Source organism: Buttiauxella agrestis ATCC 33320 (genome assembly GCF_000735355.1).
Taxonomy (GTDB): domain Bacteria; phylum Pseudomonadota; class Gammaproteobacteria; order Enterobacterales; family Enterobacteriaceae; genus Buttiauxella; species Buttiauxella agrestis.
Window position 1 is genome coordinate 1 of record NZ_JMPI01000007.1, and the last position, 19,055, is coordinate 19,055.

Consider the following 19,055-nt stretch of genomic DNA (forward strand, 5'->3'; position numbering starts at 1 on the left):
GATTTACAACCCGTGGTTTGAAAGCCAGGGCATTGATATCAAAGTGGTGCCGATGGGGGTCAGGGCTGAGGATTACGCGCAACTGATTCCTTCTTTATTCCGTATGACTAACATTATTGGCGCGCTGGTGACGATGCCGCATAAAGTCTCGACCTGCGACTTAGTGCAAAGCCTCAGCCCGACGGCGCAAATTGCCGGAGCCTGTAACGCCATTCGCCTGGAGCCGGACGGTCATCTTCGCGGTGATATGTTCGATGGCGACGGCTTTGTGCGTGGCATGTTGCGCAAAGGGATTCAGGCGCAAGGAGCGCGTGCGTTGGTGGTCGGTAGCGGCGGGGTGGGGTCGGCGATTGCGGCCTCACTGGCGGCGGCAGGCGTTGAATCTCTGGCGCTTTATGATAGCCGCCCGTCAAGCAGCGAAGAGCTGGCAATCCGGCTGCGCAGGCACTACCCCACGCTGACGGTGCAAACCGGTTTGCGCAACCCGCAGGGGTTTTCGATAGTGGTGAACGCAACGCCGTTGGGCATGAATGCAGGGGATGAATTGCCTGTGGATATTCACGCGCTCCCCCCCGGAAGTTTCGTTGGCGAGGTGGTGATGAAGAGCGAAATCACGCCATTTCTGCGCGCTGCAATGAAAAGAGACTGCCAGATACAACCTGGAACAGATATGTTATTTGAGATGATTCCTGCATATATGGAGTTTTTTGGCCTGCCAGAAGTGACGCCAGAAGCCCTGCGAAAAGTCGCAAAAATAGATTATTAACAACGCATTAGAACATAGCGAGGCGGGTGTAACTTCGTATGATTTACACCCGCTAAGCGAAGCGCTAAATGAGACGTAATTTAACTACAGAGCTGTGGACGGCTAAAATAATCCTTGTCATTCATCGCCTAAGCATGAGTTAATACGCCCCATCGGTTTGACGTACAGACCTTTAAAGCAACCTAGTAAAGCAGTCCTTCAAGAGTCATCCCTGGATACCCTTTGTCGTGTGCTCCTCTACCGCTTCATAAAATCTGTAAAGCATACCAAATCGCCGTAAGGCACACTCAATTCAAAAGGTAATACACATGTCTAACAAAATGACTGGTCTGGTAAAATGGTTCAACGCTGATAAAGGTTTCGGCTTCATCACTCCAGACGACGGTTCTAAAGACCTGTTCGTTCACTTCTCTGCAATCCAGAACGACGGTTACAAATCTCTTGATGAAGGCCAGAAAGTTTCCTTCACCATCGAGAACGGCGCTAAAGGCCCAGCAGCTGGTAACGTAACTAGCCTGTAAGGTTAGCGTTAACTAAGCTCTAAAGAATTTAAAAACCCGCTTCGGCGGGTTTTTTCGTTTCTGTCCGATACCGCTCTGTATCGAGATCTCTTGTCAAAACAGGCTGTTGTAGGGTGGATAAGCGCTAGCGTCATCCACCGTTTACGCCTGTCATTGCTGGTGGAAGTGTCGGATGACGCTGCGCTTTTCCGACCTACGAAGCTATGATTTACTGTTTTGGCGATTCCGGAACACAGGATTTCGGGTCAAACACCGTTCTCCAGTCCTGCTTCATATCCACCACCGTCCAGCCTTTTTCCTTCGCCATACTTAGCCCTTCGACCAGTTTACCGCTGGCAGGCGGATGGCTATCGTAAGCATATTCACGCTCGGCATCGGTATGGTGAACCAGCAAACCGAAGGTTTTATAGTCCGGGTTGGCTGCGGTGTACTGCATCATCGCCAAATCGCCATCGCTGTTACCAAACGCCGCAACTGGGCGTTGGCCCATAAACAGATGGATAGCAACGGGCTTGGCGGCCGCATCGTCGTAGAAAGCCCCTTTCATGGTTTTGCGTAACTGCGTGCCGTTGTCGGTCAGGGAAAACTCGCTAAGCGAGAATGAGCCGATCACTTGCTCAGGTGGAATGCCGTACATTTTCTCCGCGATCACGCGCATAAAATCAATGCCGCCGCCGGATACAATCCACGTTTTGAAGCCGTTTTCACGCAGGTAATCGAGCAACTGGCGCATCGGCTGGTAGCCCATTTGATCGTACCGGCAGCCAAAGCGATTATCCCGGTGGCTACCGACCCAATTGGCTACGCGCTGGTCGAATTCTTCGGTGGTGATGTTGCTGTGCGTCAGCTCTAAAAGCTGCATCAGCCCTTTTTCACCCGCGGCAGCAACGGTTTTTAAATCATTATTCAGCACCGCGCTCACAATGGGATCGTTTTTCCATTCCGGGTGCTCTGGCGCGAGGCGTTTTACTTCATCAATAGCGAACTGGAGCTGGAACGTTAGCGGTGCTTCGGGCCACAACGTGCCGTCGTTATCAAACACCACGTAGCGCTTTTGGGGTGGAATATAGGTTGAGCGGTCTTGATTGGTGGCATTTTGCACCCATTGTTCAATGGATTGTTTCGCCGCCGTATCTTTCCACGCAGACAGCGGGTCGGCGGCGTGAGCCGTACCCATTGCACCCAGAATTAGCGTTGTGAGTAAGAGTTTATGTTTCATCGTTCACCCCTTTTGGTGGGAGTCAGTTTGGGCAATGGGACAGGGTTCCAGAAGCGCTGCCAGACGTGGTGCAGATACCTGAAACTGCGCCGCAGCGGGCGGCGCGTAAACCAGAGAAGCAGCGCCATCAGTACGACGGCGCTAATCATCGTCGCGATGCGCCATTTTCCTTCATCGGTGGTGCCGCGCAGTGCCGATTCACTTCCTGCGGCGCGCGCTTCGGCAACTTGCAGGGTGGAACCGGGCAATTGCGCCACTTGCCATCGCTGATTTGCCGTGTCCCACCAGCGTAATTTCAGTGGCGGGATGGTGATGGTGCCTGCCTGGGATGGCAGATAACGCAGGGTTTCTTCACGCTGTGCGCCTTCGATTTCACCTCGTCCTGTTTTCAGCATGGTGTTCACTGGTGTCAGGCGCTGGGTTTCGGTGCCAGGAATGGCGTACAGCAATTGCGGGATTTGTGTGGCGACAATCCCGTTGGCTTTGACGGTTACAGTGCGTTCAACCACATCGCCCGCATGAAGCTTGTCGTCTTTGCTTGCGTGATACTGGGTGATTTTCTGGGTGAGCGTTAAGTTGCTGGCGGGCAGGAAGCGATCCGGCTGCTCAATACCTTCCGGCCAGACCACCTCTTTTTTCAGCTCGGGTAATTGCACCGTGATGGGCGGTTGGTTGGGCGAGGTGAGGGTGATTTCCACCGCAGGCATCAGCAGCACACCCTGATCCCACGCGGTGATTTGTCGCTCAAGGCGCACGCCGCTCCAGCTAATGCCATTTTTCTGGCGACTCAGCAGTTGGTTTGGCAGCGGCGTGGTGAGTAACGAGCCGTTCTCAATTTTAAAATCAGGCCATTGCGGAGGGGGATTAAACCAGCTATCGGTCCAGAAGGTGATAGCCACCCGCACGGGCTGACCGGGCGCGACATGGTCTGGCGCTTCAAGCTCACGCGTAATGTCCATCGCCGCTCGGGCAGGTAACACCGCCAGCAAAAGCACCATCAGCAAGGCTCTCATGGCGTCTCCTCCGTGTTGGCGCGGTAGAGATTTTCCAGCAGGCCGGAAGGGGAAACCTCAAGGTTTTCAAACCACTGATTGACCTGCGGGCTGCTGCTGGCAACGGGTTGGATATCCTTCTGATTGACGCCCTGATCTTTCTTTAAATCGTGTTTAATTTCGTCCGGTTTATAGTCCTGTTCTTTACCCTGAGCCGCCTGGCGATCGCGTTCTTTCTGGCGCAATTCCATAATGATTTTGGCGATGGCGGCGCGGTTTTTCTGGGCCATTGCCCAATCCGGGCGCAGGCTTAAGACGCGGTCATAGCTGTTAATGGCCTGCTGCCACTGCTTTTGCTGGGCGTAGCTGTTGCCCGTCCATAACAGCGATTCAGCGGTTTGCGGCGCCTGGCGAAATGCGGAAGTAGCCGCGACAAAATCTTCGGCGCGGTAGTAGGCGATGCCTTGCCACAGCGGGTCCTGAAAACGCTCTGCCGCTTTTTTATATTCACCTTTATTGAAGGCGAGTTGCCCCTGCATATCCGGGCTAATCCACGCATCCTGCCATGCGGCCTGGCTTTGCGGCAGATACAGCAGCGGCACCAGCACAATCAGCCAGCAAATCAGCTGTCGCCGTCCGAGCAGCAGTAGCAAAAGCATCGGGATCACCAGCAGATAGCCGCTGTTTTTCCAGTGCAAATCGCCGCGAGCGTTGTTTTGCGCGCTCACCGATTGCTGGATGTGGCTGGCGAGTACCGATAAATCGCTGTCGTCGCTGGTGACGAGCGTGACCGGAATGCCGCCATCGCGAATTTGGCTAAAGCGTTCGACGTTCAGACGTGTATCAATCCCACGCTGGGCGTAGCTTTCGGGTAATTCACCCCCGCGTGCAGTCCCCGGAACCCAGATTTGAATGGGCGCTTTTTGTTGGGCAAGCCAGGTTGCGTCTTGCGCCGAAACGGTGTCGGCAATCAGTAAAATATTGCGCGGCATATTCGGTGTTTCTGGCATGTTTTTCATCGCCAGGGCGATAGCCTGTTTTAGCCCCGAGCCTTCACCTTCTGGCAATAAATTTGGGCTTTGGGCATGCAAGAACAGCGAGTAAAACGTCGGGTCGGAAGTGAGCGGTGTGGTCAGATATGCATGAGCGTTGTAAACCACCAGGCCGAAATGCGTGCCTGTTGAACGATTCATCAGGTCCATGATTTTGCTCTGCATACGCTGGTGGCGGCTCGGCGCTAAATCCTGCGCGTACATCGCTGGATCTTGCTGTAACACCACCATCATGTTGCTTTGCTGCGTCAGTGCGGCTGGGAGTTCACGCTGCCAGGTCGGGCCTGCCAGAGCGATGACACCGAGTGCGCACAACCACGGTAAAATCTGGGTCAGGCGTTTTTGTCGCCCAATAATCAGCGCTTTGGCAAAGGGTTTGTCCATAATCTGGTGCCAGGCGCTGCGTTGGCTGCTGGCGACAAACCACAGCAGCGCACAAATCAGCAGGCCGAGCAGCCGCCAGGGGTAAACAAAATGGAAGTCACTCATGCTGTTTTCTCCCGCACGAATCGCGTGACCGCGAGCAAAATCAGCAACACAAGCGCCAGTAGCAGCGGCCACTGGAACAGCGGGATGTGCCACGACCAACCGATGGATTTCACCTGCACGGGGGTGATGGCGTCGATTTCCTGCCATACGCTATCGAGAGCCGCGCCGGAACCGGCGGCAGTCCAGGATTTTCCGCCGGTAATACGCGCGATATCCTGCATTAGCGGCAAATCTACTTTGTCATCGCCAGTGCTGTTCAGATCGCCAAAGGCGATGGTGTGTACCTGAACGTGGTGTGTTGCCGCCAGTTGTGCGGCGAGCGGTGGCGCTAATTGCGATGCGGTGTCGTTGCCGTCGGTGAGCAAAATCGCCAGTTTGCTGGCGTCTTTGTTAGCGGTGGTATCGAGCAGTTTCACACCGATTCCCAGCGCGTCGCCAATCGCGGTTTGTTGACCAATCATGCCGGGCGCGAGTTGGTTAATGCGCGTTTGCAGCGCCTGTTTGTCTTCGCTAATCGGGGCGAATGGCCACGCCTGGCTGGCAAAAATCACCAGCCCGATGCGGTCGGTTTTACGCGCCGCCACGAATTTTCGCACCGATTCCTGAACGGCCTGTAAGCGCGTGATCCCACCCTGAACGTCGTTTTTGCCCATCGAACCGGAGACATCCAGAATCAGCACCACATCGCGCATCGGTTTTTGAATATGCTGCGGCGGTGTCAGGTATTCCGGGCGCGAGAGGGCGGCAACCAGCAGAATCCACGTCAGCCAAAAAATCAGGCTTGAGAGTTTGCTGGTGCGCACCGGCTGGCTGTTGAGTTTCAGCTCATCAATTAATTCCGGTAAGAACGGCACGCGAACATGTTCTTTGACTTCGCGATCCTGCGGTAAAAAATAGCGGCCAAGCAGCGGCAGGAAAATCAATAACCACGCCCACGGCCAGGCGAAATCGAGGCGGCTCAGAAACTCAGACATAAGGCAGTTTCTCCAGCCAGTGTTTCAGTTGAGTTTGCAGACGTGCGTTTTGATTCGCCTCGAGCTGGTTATCCGGCTGGCAATATTTGGCGCTCAATTGCTGGCGCAAATCGGCGTCGATTTCGACATGCTGCAAGAGTTGTTCTGGCGAAAGCGTGTGGCTAATTTGGCTGCGCGGCTGGTGCATCAGCAGAATGCGTTTTATCAGTTCCAGCCAGCCATCGGCGCTGTGCGGCTGCTGCAATGCCGCCAGCGCTTCACGACGCCACACATTGCGCCGCCATCTCGCCAGGCGGAATAACCCGAAGATAATCAGCGCGATAAGTAACACACCGCCGAGCACAAACCAGCCGGGCGGCAAGGGAAACCAGGAGATGCTTCGTGGAAGCGCCGGGTTTAACAGCTCCGGCACGCTAAATCCTTTCTCCAGCATTCAGACTCCCTTTTGTAGCTGCTTGAGAAGATCGTCTGTGACGACTATCTGGTTCACGCGGATGCCAAGCCGTGTCAGTCGGTTTTGCAGGCCGGAAAGTCGCGCAGTCACGCTTTGTTGAATCTCATCTTTTAGCCGTGGCGAAAGCGAAAATGCGGCTTCATGACCCTGATAACTGGCGGCCAGGTTTCCTTGCGCCGGGAGGGTGAGATGCAGGTTGTCGAGTGTGACAAATGCGCTAATCTCGCAGCGCCGCCGCAGGGCAGCCAGCAAGGCTTCACCGGACGCATCGAGATCGTGGAAATCACTGATGACGGCCACCCAGGATCCGGCGGGGATCAGATGCATGGCGTGTTGCAGCACGCTGCCGAGCGTCACGGTTGCGGGCGTTTCATCAGGGTAGCGTTCGGGTAATTGTTGGTTGTATTGCAGCAGGTCATCGAGCACTGCGGGCAGATTGGTGCGTGGGGCGCGGCATTTTTGCAGGCTGTAATTCGCATCGCTGAACACCGCGCTGCCGATGCGGTCGCCATCGTGCCAGCTTCGCCATGCGAGCAGGCCCGCAATTTTGGCGGCTGCGACAGATTTAGTTTGCCCGCGGGTGGCAAAAAACATATCCAGCCGCTGATCGACGATTAAGAACACCGGGCGCTCGCGCTCTTCGTTATACATGCGGATCCACGGCGATCGCAGGCGGGCGGTGGCTTGCCAGTCGATCAACCGCACGTCATCACCTGGTTGGTAGCGACGGAGACTATCAAAATTAAGCCCGCGCCCCTGCTGGCGTGAAACACGCTCACCCGCCAGCGCTCCCGGTGGGATCTGCCCTGGCGGGTTCGACAGCAAACGTGCTTCGCCTGCCAGCGCCATCAGGGTTTGGCGATCCACCTGTAACGCGCTATTCATTACGCTACCACTGCGTCGAGCAACATCCGGATCACGTCGTCCGGCGAGGTGTTATCGGCGTTGGCCTGGTAACTGAGCATCAGGCGATGGCGTAACACTGCCGGGGCGACGAGCTTGATATCTTCTGGCAATACCGCATCGCGCCCTTCGAGCCAGGCCAGTGCGCGGCCGCAACGGTCGAGTGCTAAGGTGCCGCGCGGGCTGACGCCAAACGTGATGTAACTGGCGAGCGTGTCGCTGATACCCTGCGGATGGCGGGTCATATCCACCAGATTGACGATGTAGTTTTCAATGGTTGGTGCGACGTAAACCGCCGAGATTTCCTGCCAGCAGGTGGCAATATCTTGCTGCGATAACATCAGGGTTTCAGCCGGTTTTTCCGTTTGTTCATCGCCGCTTGCCAGGTATTTTTGCTGCTGCTCGGAGCGCACCAGTTGCATCACTTTTTGCTCGTTTTCTTTGGACGGATAATCCACCAGAACTTTCATCAAGAAGCGGTCAAGCTGGGCTTCTGGCAAAGGCCAGGTGCCTTCCTGGTCGACCGGGTTTTGCGTCGCCAGCACCATGAAAATGCCCGGCAGCGGCCAGGTTTTCCCGGCCACCGTGACGTGGCGTTCTTCCATCGCTTCGAGCAAGGCCGATTGCACTCGTGCCGAGGCGCGGTTTATCTCATCGGCCAGAATAATATTGCCGAAGACCGGGCCTGGACGGAAACGGAACTGGTCTTCTTCACGCGTGGCGTTTTGCTGGTAAATCTCGCTGCCGGTGATGTCTGACGGCAGCAGATCTGGCGTGAACTGTATGCGGCGGAATTCACCTTCGACGTGTTTAGCTAGTTCACGCACCGCACGGGTTTTTGCCAGACCCGGCAAGCCTTCGAGTAGCACGTGTCCGTCGCAAAGCAGCGCGACAATTAACATGCGTACCAGTGATTCCTGACCCAAAACCTGTTGATTCATACGCTGCTCAAGTTCGAGCAGTTTCTCTCTGTTTGTCATTTGCGCAATCCTGCAAAGTCACGTTTCAAAAGCGTGGCGAGGCCGACAAGAATCGGCTCGGCGTAATTGAAGAAAGCTTTGATACCGGGGCAAAGATAATTAAGGCCAGGCTCGCCGTCTGGCGTGCGGACAAGGCGGTTTTTCGGGCATTCACCCCAGCATAATTTCAGGTACGGGCACTGTTTACAGTATTCCGGCAGCGTGTCTTTCTTACCCATGCCAAAGGCTTTCTGGCGTTCGGAAAATGCCATGTGCGCGAGTTTGGTGTCTTCGATATTGCCAATCTGATATTCGGGATAAACGTAGTGGTCGCAGGAATAGATATCGCCATTTTTTTCAATGGCCAGCCCTTTGCCGCAGAACTCAGACGCAGTACAAATTTGCGCGGGCATACCCATGGTTTGGGCGACGGCGGTTTCAAACAGGTTGACCTGCACGCGGCCTAAATCGTTATTCACCCACTCTTCAAATACCGTTTTCAGGAAGGTGCCCCAGTCATCGGGGTCCACTGACCAGTCGGTGACGATGGAATCCAGATCGCCCGGTTTTGCGCGGCGCGTACCGGTAATGGGAATCGTGTCATCGCGCCAGAATTGCGGGGCGGTGACTTTGAAATCAACCGCTTCTACGCACGGGTTAAATTGCACGTAGGTTGCGCCCAGTTCGCGGGTGACAAAGCGGTACACTTCCAGCGGGAAACGAGCATTGGTGCGGTTGACGGTGACGAGCGCGTTGAATGGGACTTTGTATTTTTTGAGCGCTTCGACGCCTTTCATCACTAAGTCGAAAGTCGGTTTGCCGCTGCGCGTGACGCGATAGCGGTCGTGCAATTCTCGTGGGCCGTCAATCGACAAGCCAACCAGAAAACGGTGTTCTTTGAGGAATTCAGCCCATTTGTCGTTAATCAACACGCCATTGGTTTGGAGGTCGTTTTCAACGCGTTGACCGGGCTTTTGGTACTGCTTCTGGAATTTGACGACTTTTTCAAAAAACTCCAGCCCCATCAAGGTCGGTTCGCCGCCTTGCCAGGAGAAAACCACTTGCTCGCCATCCTGGCCGTCAATGTACTGACGAATGAAGTTTTCCAGCACTTCGTCGCTCATGCCGGTGTGGCGGTCTTGATGCAGCAGATCTTCTTTACTCAGGTAAAAACAGTAGGTGCAATCGAGATTGCAGGTGGAGCCGGTTGGCTTCGCCATAACGTGAAAACGACGCTTATATTCAGGGCCTTTGCCATCATATTTCTCTGCTGACGGTAATGCTTTAACCGGCAATGTTGTGCTGTACTTCATAGCGAACCCCTGAGAGCACGACGAATTAACCGGGTGGTTGCCCACCCGGTTACACGTCATTAATTATTGATATTGGAGCCTTGTTCGATCATTGCTGCTGCATCGGAAACCGTGAATGAACCTGGTTTCTGACGTGGCGGGAACTCTTTGAAGGTTGCCAGCATTTCTTGAACATATTTCTGCGCACCGCCCATCAGGAACAGACGGTCGTAGAACCAGCTCTGGTAACCCATACCGTCGGAACCTTTCTCCAGCGGATCCACTTCCAGATCGAAGATCATCGGTGCACGCAGTTTGGTGAACGGATAACGCCACAGATCAAGGCCGGTGTGTTCCTGGATCATGAAGTGCGCTTTCCAGCGGCCGTAACGCATCGCCAGCAGGTCGCCGTCATCACTCCAGTAGAAGAACTCTTTACGCGGGTCTTCACCTTTGCCCTGGATGAAATCGAGCTGGTTGTAACCGTCAAGATGCACTTTGTAGGTGATGGACGGGGTTTTGTAGCCCTTCAGCAACTGCTCTTTGATATCCGGAATACCTGCGGCGGCAACCAGAGTAGGGAACCAGTCATTACTGCCGAAGATGTCGTTAATCAGCGTGCCCGGTTTGATATGGCCCGGCCACTTGATCATTGCAGGTACGCGGAATCCACCTTCCCAGCCGGTATTTTTCTCACCGCGGAACGGTGTGATACCGCCATCAGGCCAGGTTGCCGTCATTGGGCCGTTATCGGTGGTGTAGAGAACGATGGTGTTGTCTTCGATACCGAGGTCTTTAATCTTTTGCAGCACTTCACCGACCATTTTGTCGTGCTCAACCATGCCGTCTGCATAAGTCCCAAGCCCCGTCGCACCAATGCTGGCGTCTTTGAGGTGAGTTTTGTTGTGCATACGCGTGGTGTTAAACCAGGTGAAGAATGGCTTCCCGGCTTTGGACTGGCGTTCCATAAAGTCGTTGTTGGCGGCGAGTGTTTCTTCGTCAACGGTGCCCATACGTTTAATGGTAAGCGGGCCGGTATCTTCAATTTTGCCGTCGGCGGTGCTCTTAATCACGCCGCGTGGGCCAAATTGTTTACGGAATTCAGGATCTTTCGGGTAATCCGGGTTTTCAGGTTCTTCTTCGGCATTCAGGTGGTACAGGTTGCCGAGGAATTCATCGAAACCGTGCGCGGTTGGCAGGAATTCGTCGCGGTCGCCAAGGTGGTTTTTACCAAACTGCCCGGTCGCGTAACCCAGCTGTTTGAGGATGTTGGCGATGGTTGGGTCTTCTTTTTGCAGGCCTTGCGGAGCACCAGGCATCCCCACTTTACTCATCCCGGTACGGAAAGGCATTTGCCCGGTAATGAACGAAGAACGCCCTGCGGTCGAGCTTTGTTCAGCGTAATAGGATGTGAACTTCGCGCCTTCATTGGCAATGCTGTCAATGTTTGGCGTTTTGTAACCCATCATTCCCTGGTTATAGGTACTGAGGTTCCAGTAACCAATATCATCACCGAAAATAACGACAATGTTAGGTTTTGAGGCATCTTGTTTCGGTGCATTTTCGGGCGAGGCTGTTGCGGGAGCGGCATGAACAGCGGACACGGCGCCAGACATTAATGTCAGCATGCTGGCTATCATTGTCCTTTTGAAAGGGACGTTGTTAAGCATCTTTGGGACTCCGTTCATTTAAGGGACTCAGTGAGTATAGTAAAGGGATGAAATTTGCTATTACGTTTTGAAATCTCATGAAAATGAGCTAAATAAACGAGCTGAGATTGTTCTTAAGTGTATAAATAGAGGGTTGTTACCTAACTCATTGAATAAAAAGAAATAGCGGCATATACAGTAACATTTTCACTAAAGAGGATTTTAACTAACTCATTTAAAAATAAACGGAAATGCTCAAAATCAGGCCGGGATTCAAGTTGATAGACAGGAATAACCGAGCAAAATAATTGTTTTGCCCGGCTATTTTATTGGTCAAATGGGATGGGAAGAGAAAAAATAAATGTAATTACTTCCTGGAATTATTTAAATTATCTTAATTAAATATTTTAGTAATTTACTCGATTTCTACCTTGTTCCTTGGCTTTATAAAGTTGCTGATCTGCCTTTTCAACCAGTGCTTCGAGCGTCATTCCTTCTTGCCATTGTGCTATGCCCTGGCTGATGGTGAGCACCGAGGAGATACGCGAGCCTTTGTGGGCAATATGCGCATGAGCAATATTGTGCTGAATCCTGTGGCTGATAGCTTTTACCTGTGAGATGTCATCGCAGACGGTCAGCACCACGAACTCCTCACCGCCAAATCGAAACGCGCTGTCGCTGTCTTTACGCAAAGATTTTTCAATGCATTGCGAGACTTTAATCAGGCATTTGTCTCCGGCAACGTGACCATACATATCGTTGTATTGTTTGAAGAAATCAATATCCATTACAATCATGAATAGCTTCTTTTTGTTGCCAGCAAGCGCGCTGACACACTCTTCAAAGAAACTCGTCATGCTGAGTCGGTTAAACAATCCGGTCAACGCATCGTAATGCGCCTGCTGCACCAGCTTCTTAATCAGAATATTTTTCTCGTATTCGCTGCGCTGAACGCGCTGGTACCACTCGAGCAGAATGTAGCGGGCAGAATAAATCACCATCAACATGATCACGGCCCCGACAACCTGCGCCACGCTGAATTTATCCTGCAAGAAGAATTCGACATACAGCAAGCAGACCACCAGTGGCGCGGAGAATAGCAGCAGCAAACGCCCTGAAATGTAAAAGGTAATGGTCGCCGGTAATAATACCGAGACGGTTAACATCAGTGTGATAAGCGGGTTTTGATAATAAAGAGTGAAGTTCAAAAATAACACCGACCACAATAGCCCAAACGCCAGAACCACAAAGGGCAGCAGTTTGTGGTAGAAACCGTCGTTAATGTTCTTCTTTATTTTTACTGTGATCAGCAGATTGATTAATGAAAGAGCAATGATGCATCCGCACAGTATTTGCAACATCAGCGGCAGGTCTTCAACATCGCTACGGTGCGTGCCACGTAATAATAACCAGGCGCAGAAGATAATATTCAAAGACAAAAACCACATATAGCCTTTGGTGCTGGTAATGACGCTTTCGCCCGTGCTGTGATTAATGTCCACTCATCCCGCTCCTTTTATAAATTTAATAAATGATAACCTGCGTGCCCTTGAGATGCCACCTGGTGAAATGCGCGTCAGGCAACTCCTTAACATCTCTCAAGTTATCTTGAATATGCCTCACGCTGGTCTATGCTCAACGTAGTATAGAGACGGGTGCGATTGATCTCGTGTGATTGAATAATAAAACAAAATTCTTTCTTTTCCGGGTGATAAATATGATTAGGGCGCTGCTAATTTTTTTGGCATGGACCACTCTGTATACCTCTGGTGCGTTGCACGCGGCGGAACCACGGCAACTTCCTTCTGAACAGGATAAAGCACGCACGGTTTATATTTTTCACCATCCGATTGTTATGTTGCAGGCCAAATTCGGCCTGACAACACCGGAAGAACGTGTGCTGCGCATCCGCCAGATGCTACGTTCGCTCAGTGAAGATGATATCCGCCATCCTGTGCAAATTACCCCGGTTCAGCGCTACAACCAGCAAGGGCGGCTCTTCACCATTAACGGTAAAGTCGTGATGCTACTGGCGGAAGGTGACCTGGATGAAGGCGATGATTTAACCCTGGACCAAGCCGCACAGCGGGTATTAACGCGCATGGATGAACAGCGCACTTCGTTAAGGGATCAGTATTCTTCGTCTTATCTCGCCATCGCAACGGTAAAAACGCTGGTCGGAACGGCCGCTTTAGGGTTGCTGTTCTATGGCGCGTTTAGATCCTGGCGCAGAGTGAAGCGCTACTTTGAGGCAAGAGTCAGCCAGAAAAAGGGGCTTATTCCGGCGAAATGGCGAGAATTGGTTGGTGCAATTGAAGGCTATCTTTACGGTTTACTGATGATTTTGCTGGGGATCGCCGCGTTTTATGTCTGGCTGAGTTGGATCTTCCGGCTTTTTCCGTGGACGCGAGTCTGGGGAGAATCATTAGGTGACTGGTCGATTAATGTGTTTCAGAAAATCGCGTTATCTATTGTTTCCGCGTTCCCCGGTTTGCTGATTGTTTTGATTATCTTTTTAATCACCGCCTTCATTCTGAAGTTGCTGAAAATCCTGCTGACACGTGTTGAGGGCGGCAAGATGATGGTGCCGGGCCTTCATCCTGAAACGGTCGGTGCCACGCGCAAACTCATTTCCGTCATGGTCTGGCTGTTTGCTCTCTCGGCGGCTTATCCGTTCCTGCCCGGTGCTAATTCGCTGGCCTTTAAGGGGATCAGCGTGTTCTTTGGTTTGATGTTAACGCTTGGCTCCGCGGGGGTGATGAACCACGCCATGAGCGGCCTGGTGCTGACTTATTCCCGCGCGCTGCGCAAAGGCGATGTGATTCGTATTGGCGATAACGAAGGGTTGGTCAATGAAGTCGGTATGCTGGCGACCAAAATTCTGACCCGCGAAAACTACATTGTTACGGTGCCAAATGCGGTGGTGGTCAGCGGCAAAATCACCAATCTCAGTGCGCAAAATCCGGGTGGGGGCGTCAATCTGACGACCAGCGTCACCATCGGCTACGACACGCCGTGGCGGCAGGTTCACGCGATGCTTGAACTGGCCGCTAAACGTACCAACGGCATTGAACAAAATACGCCGCCGCTGGTGCGCCAGCTTAATTTGATGGACTGGTATATCGCCTATGAATTGCAGGTCAAACTGCGCCCGGGTGAATCGTTGGCAGGGGTGAAGAGCGAATTGCACAGCCATATTCAGGATGTGTTTAACGAATTTAACGTGCAGATTATGTCGCCGAATTTCGTCAATCAGCCGGAAAATGCGGTGATGGTGACGCCAGAAAATTGGTTTGCACCCCCGGCTATACAGCCTGAAAAACCGTCATGAATAATTTCACGCGCGCCTTTGCAGCACTTCTTTGCGTCGGACTGTGGTTACCCGCAGATGCGCGTGCCAGCGGATTTATCGACGACTCCGACGGTATGCTGGACATGAGCCAGTATCTGAGTGAAAACCGCTACGGCTTTTTGCCGATTCCGGTGGTGATCACCGAACCGGCGATAGGCTATGGCGGCGGCTTGTTTGGTCTTTTCTTGCATGACACGGCTGATAGCGAAGCGTCAAAATCCCGCACGGACGGGCGAAAAATACCGCCAGCGATGTCGGCGTTTGGTGGCGGGGCGACGCAAAACGGCACCGGGTTTGTCGGCGGCGGGCATCGCCACACGTGGAACAATGACGGAATTCGCTATCTGGTGGCACTCGGTTATGCCGATATTAATCTGGATATCTATTCTGGTGATATTGCAGGCTTTGACCGGGGAAAGGGCGTTAGCACTCAAACGAAAGGCTACGGCGGAATACAAAAACTGCTGTTTCGCGTGGCCGATTCACCATTTTTTGTCGGTGCGTCGCAGTTTTATGCGAATATGGAAATCTCTGCCGATAACACCTTTATTAACCGTGGGTTACAACGTGTCCTGGGTGAGAAAAGCTCTACCTCTGGTGTCGGGTTACTGGCAGAATATGACACCACGGACAACTTTTTCTACCCGCGTAATGGGTTGTCCGTCACCGGGGAATACCAGTTCTATACCAACTTCCTCGGTGGCGATTATCGCTACGACACGCTGACGCTCGACGGGAAATATTTCCAACCGTTGAGCACTGATTTTACCCTGGCGCTGGCGGCAAATTATCAATCGCTGTCACGTCACGATAAACATTTGCCCCCGATGGCGCGGCCCTACATTAATTTGCGCGGGATCTCGCGCTATCGTTATCAAGGGGATTACGTCAGCACCGTGCAAGCGCAGCTCGAATGGCAGATGACACCGCGCTGGGTATTGCAGGGGTTTGTTGGCGCGGGGAGTGCCAGCAAAGAAGCGGATGAACTTTATGAGCAAACCGAAGTGGCCTATGGCGGCGGGTTCCGTTACCTGATTGCCCGCCAGTTTGGTTTACATACCGGAATTGATGTTGCGTTTAGCGACAATGAACAAGCGGTCTATTTCAACGTAGGGGCGGGGCTGTAAAAGGAATTTGCCGCCTGACTGACAACGCAGACATTAAAAGAGAACGTAATGAAAACAATGCTAAGGGGCGTGCAACAGTGTCAATTGATTGCACTGCCGTTACTGTTTTTATCCGGAGCGGCGTTTGGCGCGGCAACGGATACAGCGACAGAGAGCAGCACGTTTCCTATCTGGGGAGATGAAGCTCGTGCGCGGGGATACTCCATCCCACTGCCGTTTGGCGTGAATCTCAGCTACATGAATATGCGCCAGAATGTTGATGTCGATAGCATTACTTTCTCCGGGCTAAAACTGGGGGCGCACCCGATTCCCAGCGATATGTTTAATATTGACGTCGGCCATACACGCGAGCGCAGCAAATCGGAAAACTTGCGCCTCGATATGTGGGTTTTCCCGTTTTTGAATATCTATGGGATTGTGGGCTACACCAAAGGCTCGTCGGTTTCGAACGTTTCGGTTGATGCTGACCCGTCGCTGTACACCGGTATTGACCGGATTATTGCCTCGTCGGTACATCGCCTGAACCAAAGCGGTGATTTGCAGAATATTGATTTCACACTCGATTTCGAAGGCCGAACCTACGGCACCGGTTTTACGCTGGCGGGTGGCTATAAAAATTGGTTTACCCTGGTGGACACCAACTACACGCGCACGGATTTCGACATTCTCGACGGTAAAATCTCGGCGGTAACGATATCGCCGCGCGTGGGTTATCGTTTTGATATGCCGTCTATTTCCGGCCCGTCGCATTTAAGCGTGTGGGTGGGGGCGATGTATCAGGACGTTCAGCAGGAGTTCAAAGGTAGCCTCGCTGACCTGAAGATGCCTCCCCAACTTCAGCCGCTGATTAGCGCGGTGAATAAGGATAACGAAGGGCGCTTTGACGTTAAGCAGCACCTTACCTCACCGTGGAACACGCTTATCGGTGCGCAATACGAGCTCACACAAAACTTTAATGTGCTGACTGAGATTGGTTTTAACGAGCGTAATAGCTTCTTTATCGCAGGCGAATATCGATTCTGATGAACAGAAGTAGCGCGCTATTTTTGAGTTTGTTAAGCCTCATGATGATACCGGCCACCACGGACGCAATGACGCGCGAAGAGATCGACGGTTTGCTGGGAAAACTCGGTGCCGATAACCAGTATGATGCCAGCAAAGGTATTAACTGGAGCGTGCTGCCTGGGCCATTTTATACCCCGGAGCTGAAACTCGGTTTAGGAACGGCGATCGCCGGGATTTATCGTGTTGATCCGAACGATCGTGTGACCCAGAACTCTTCGGTATCGTTTACCGGGTTCGTCAGCAGCAGCGGCGCGTTGGGAATGGGTATGAAGAACTACACCTTCTTTAGCGGCGATGAATGGCGACTTTTTGTTGATGCTTCTCTGGCAAAAATCCCTACCGGGTTTTGGGGGATTGGCTACGACGCCGCACAAGGTAACGAACAAAAATATACTCAGCAATCATTCAGTCTCCATCCGCAGATTATGCGTCAGGTGGTTGATAATCTTTATGCAGGCTTAGGCTGGGATTATTCAACTTACGACGCTGAAGATATTGATGACCCACATCCTGACGATAACTTTTCCCGCTACGATGCGGGCGGTAACTCGAACAGTTCCGGTGTTACCGCCGCCATTAACTACGATTCGCGGGATGTGATCACCCGGCCCCAGCACGGGCAATTTTTCAGTGCTGAATACAGCCTTTTTGATCCTGCGGTTGGCTCAGATACCCACTTCACCATATTGCAGCTGCAATATAATTATTACTATCCGCTCAACGATCAGGACGTTCTGGCGTTTGATCTTTGGGGACGTTTTGCACGGGGTGATGTGCCCTGGGATCGTTTGTCCGAGGCTGGCGATGACAACCGAATGCGCGGTTATTATCAGGGGCGCTATCGCGATAAAGACGTGATGAGCACGCAACTGGAATACCGTAAAAAGCTTAACTGGCGACACGGCTATGTTTTATGGATTGGCGCAGGGGCGCTGGGCGACAGCCCGCAGCATCTGTCAGATAACCCGCTGCTACCGACCGTAGGGGCAGGCTATCGTTTCGAGGTGAAGCCAGACATGAACATCCGCCTCGACTTAGGATTTGGAAAAGAAAGTGCAGGGTTTTACTTTCAAGTGGCGGAGGCATTTTAATGCGGGTTTGGTTTTTGGCAGCGCTATTGGGCGTGGCATTTCAGAGTATTGGCGCACCACCGAAGCCCGCAGATATCTTGCCTTTCGAGCAGGCGAGACGCGTGTGGCCGGTGGCGCAAGATCTTACCGCGCCCGAGTCGCTGCGCCCTTGTTGCGCGTTTGGCTACGATTTACAAGTCCGCGCAGTGGGCGTGCCGATTCCGGTCTATCAGATTGGTAATATTTTGACGCTCTCGACGCTCGGTCAGCATCGTTATAACGACAGCGCGCTGGGGGCGGTTAAAAATATCGTTGGTCTGAGCGAAGAGAAAAGCGGCCTGATTTACACCCACCGTGGGGGCTTTATTGATATCGCCCACGTCCGCGATACTGCCGATAACACCTTCTACCTTTTTACGCAGATTTATTCCCGACTTGGCCAGGACTGGCGCCTGTTTTATAGCGAAGAACTGGGCGTGCGACGTGTCCAGCTTCATGCCTTCACGCCGCCAGCCTCTATGGTTGAACGCTACACGATTGCGGCCTGGCTTGCGGGGCATCTCGCGTTTCAACTGGCACAATGGCATGAAATTGCCCAGTGGTATGGATTCCAGTCGGTCCCCGGTTTTTCTGAGGAAATATCCGCTTTCTCGCCAGAAGATTTGTACTCGAATTTGTTGGGTGCCAGGCTTGCGATAAACGTGATTCTGCATGGACATGGCCGCTCGGTTGAGGCCTACAATGCCGCGATGGATAAAGCGTTGCACAAAGCGTTGGTGCAACTTGGCGCGGTGCGGAAAACTGAAACGGAGAGAAAATTTCGCGAAGTGGACGGCGACTGGTGGAACAGCAAACGCCGGGTGCCGGATAAATTTCTGGTGCTCAATCGTAACTACGATTTAAGCGAAAACCGCTTCCCGACGCCCGTGCCGTTTGAAAGGGCAAAACCTTACCGTCTGCTGATGCCGGCAACCGTCGCGGGTGTAACAATAAGCCAGCTTGGCGAGTTGCAAATCCATACCGGCAGTGACATGCGCGGCCTTAAAGTACCGGATAGTTTCTACCTTCCGGCACAGTTCCCGGCGCTGGCTGAACAAGCCAAATACGCCGACCAGATACAGCTCCAGCAAATGAAGAAGTGAGTCTATTTGTGCAAAATAAGAAATGACTG

17 protein-coding genes are annotated in these 19,055 nt (G+C 52.7%); 7 read left to right on the forward strand and 10 right to left on the reverse strand.

Annotated features, from left to right (window positions below; genetic code table 11):
• Positions 1-766: shikimate dehydrogenase family protein (locus tag GBAG_RS01260; RefSeq protein WP_034492669.1), on the forward strand; the 766-nt coding region annotated here is incomplete at its 5' end.
• A gap of 308 nt (positions 767-1,074) precedes the next feature.
• On the forward strand, positions 1,075-1,287 hold the full coding sequence (gene cspE / locus GBAG_RS01265) for a transcription antiterminator/RNA stability regulator CspE (RefSeq protein WP_034461105.1): 213 nt from the start codon (positions 1,075-1,077) through the stop codon (positions 1,285-1,287).
• Between the two features lie 208 nt (positions 1,288-1,495).
• Here the strand turns inward: cspE and GBAG_RS01270 are convergent, their stop codons facing one another.
• From GBAG_RS01270 to GBAG_RS01315, 10 genes are all read right to left on the reverse strand, one after another.
• The gene (locus GBAG_RS01270; protein ID WP_034492671.1) at positions 1,496-2,506 is read right to left on the reverse strand and encodes an HAD family hydrolase; all 1,011 of its coding nucleotides are present in this window, start codon (positions 2,504-2,506) and stop codon (positions 1,496-1,498) included.
• Complete coding sequence (locus GBAG_RS01275) at positions 2,503-3,519, reverse strand: BatD family protein (protein ID WP_034492673.1); 1,017 nt, start codon at positions 3,517-3,519, stop codon at positions 2,503-2,505. Before GBAG_RS01275 ends, GBAG_RS01270 begins: the two co-directional genes overlap by 4 nt.
• Positions 3,516-5,039, reverse strand: coding sequence for a vWA domain-containing protein (locus tag GBAG_RS01280; RefSeq protein ID WP_034492675.1), 1,524 nt, complete (start codon positions 5,037-5,039; stop codon positions 3,516-3,518). The genes GBAG_RS01275 and GBAG_RS01280 overlap by 4 nt, the downstream gene beginning before the upstream one ends.
• The gene (locus GBAG_RS01285; RefSeq protein ID WP_034492676.1) at positions 5,036-6,013 is read right to left on the reverse strand and encodes a vWA domain-containing protein; all 978 of its coding nucleotides are present in this window, start codon (positions 6,011-6,013) and stop codon (positions 5,036-5,038) included. Before GBAG_RS01285 ends, GBAG_RS01280 begins: the two co-directional genes overlap by 4 nt.
• On the reverse strand, positions 6,006-6,446 hold the full coding sequence (locus tag GBAG_RS01290) for a DUF4381 domain-containing protein (protein ID WP_034492678.1): 441 nt from the start codon (positions 6,444-6,446) through the stop codon (positions 6,006-6,008). Before GBAG_RS01290 ends, GBAG_RS01285 begins: the two co-directional genes overlap by 8 nt.
• Positions 6,447-7,352: a DUF58 domain-containing protein gene (locus GBAG_RS01295; protein ID WP_034492681.1), complete on the reverse strand. Its 906-nt coding sequence runs from the start codon at positions 7,350-7,352 to the stop codon at positions 6,447-6,449. It lies immediately after the preceding gene.
• Entirely contained in the window at positions 7,352-8,350 is a 999-nt protein-coding gene (locus tag GBAG_RS01300; RefSeq protein ID WP_034492683.1) for an AAA family ATPase, read from the reverse strand. The genes GBAG_RS01295 and GBAG_RS01300 overlap by 1 nt, the downstream gene beginning before the upstream one ends.
• Positions 8,347-9,642 carry an anaerobic sulfatase maturase gene (locus GBAG_RS01305; protein ID WP_034492684.1) on the reverse strand — a complete coding sequence of 432 codons (1,296 nt, stop codon included), beginning with the start codon at positions 9,640-9,642 and terminating at the stop codon, positions 8,347-8,349. Before GBAG_RS01305 ends, GBAG_RS01300 begins: the two co-directional genes overlap by 4 nt.
• A 59-nt stretch (positions 9,643-9,701) precedes the next feature.
• Complete coding sequence (locus GBAG_RS01310; protein ID WP_034492686.1) at positions 9,702-11,291, reverse strand: arylsulfatase; 1,590 nt, start codon at positions 11,289-11,291, stop codon at positions 9,702-9,704.
• A 386-nt stretch (positions 11,292-11,677) separates the two neighbouring features.
• Positions 11,678-12,772 carry a GGDEF domain-containing protein gene (locus tag GBAG_RS01315; RefSeq protein WP_051873614.1) on the reverse strand — a complete coding sequence of 365 codons (1,095 nt, stop codon included), beginning with the start codon at positions 12,770-12,772 and terminating at the stop codon, positions 11,678-11,680.
• 215 nt (positions 12,773-12,987) lie between these two features.
• On the opposite strand from GBAG_RS01315, the gene GBAG_RS01320 reads away from it, so the two are divergent.
• The 5 genes from GBAG_RS01320 to GBAG_RS01340 are packed head-to-tail and all read left to right on the forward strand — an operon-like array spanning position 12,988 to position 19,026.
• Complete coding sequence (locus GBAG_RS01320) at positions 12,988-14,601, forward strand: mechanosensitive ion channel family protein (protein ID WP_034492687.1); 1,614 nt, start codon at positions 12,988-12,990, stop codon at positions 14,599-14,601.
• Complete coding sequence (locus GBAG_RS01325; RefSeq protein WP_034492688.1) at positions 14,598-15,749, forward strand: BamA/TamA family outer membrane protein; 1,152 nt, start codon at positions 14,598-14,600, stop codon at positions 15,747-15,749. The genes GBAG_RS01320 and GBAG_RS01325 overlap by 4 nt, the downstream gene beginning before the upstream one ends.
• Positions 15,750-15,797: 48 nt before the next feature.
• The gene (locus GBAG_RS01330; protein WP_232062503.1) at positions 15,798-16,772 is read left to right on the forward strand and encodes a porin family protein; all 975 of its coding nucleotides are present in this window, start codon (positions 15,798-15,800) and stop codon (positions 16,770-16,772) included.
• On the forward strand, positions 16,772-17,905 hold the full coding sequence (locus GBAG_RS01335) for a BamA/TamA family outer membrane protein (RefSeq protein ID WP_034492690.1): 1,134 nt from the start codon (positions 16,772-16,774) through the stop codon (positions 17,903-17,905). The genes GBAG_RS01330 and GBAG_RS01335 overlap by 1 nt, the downstream gene beginning before the upstream one ends.
• Positions 17,905-19,026, forward strand: coding sequence for a DUF4056 domain-containing protein (locus GBAG_RS01340; RefSeq protein WP_034492692.1), 1,122 nt, complete (start codon positions 17,905-17,907; stop codon positions 19,024-19,026). Before GBAG_RS01335 ends, GBAG_RS01340 begins: the two co-directional genes overlap by 1 nt.
• Positions 19,027-19,055 lie beyond the last annotated feature (29 nt).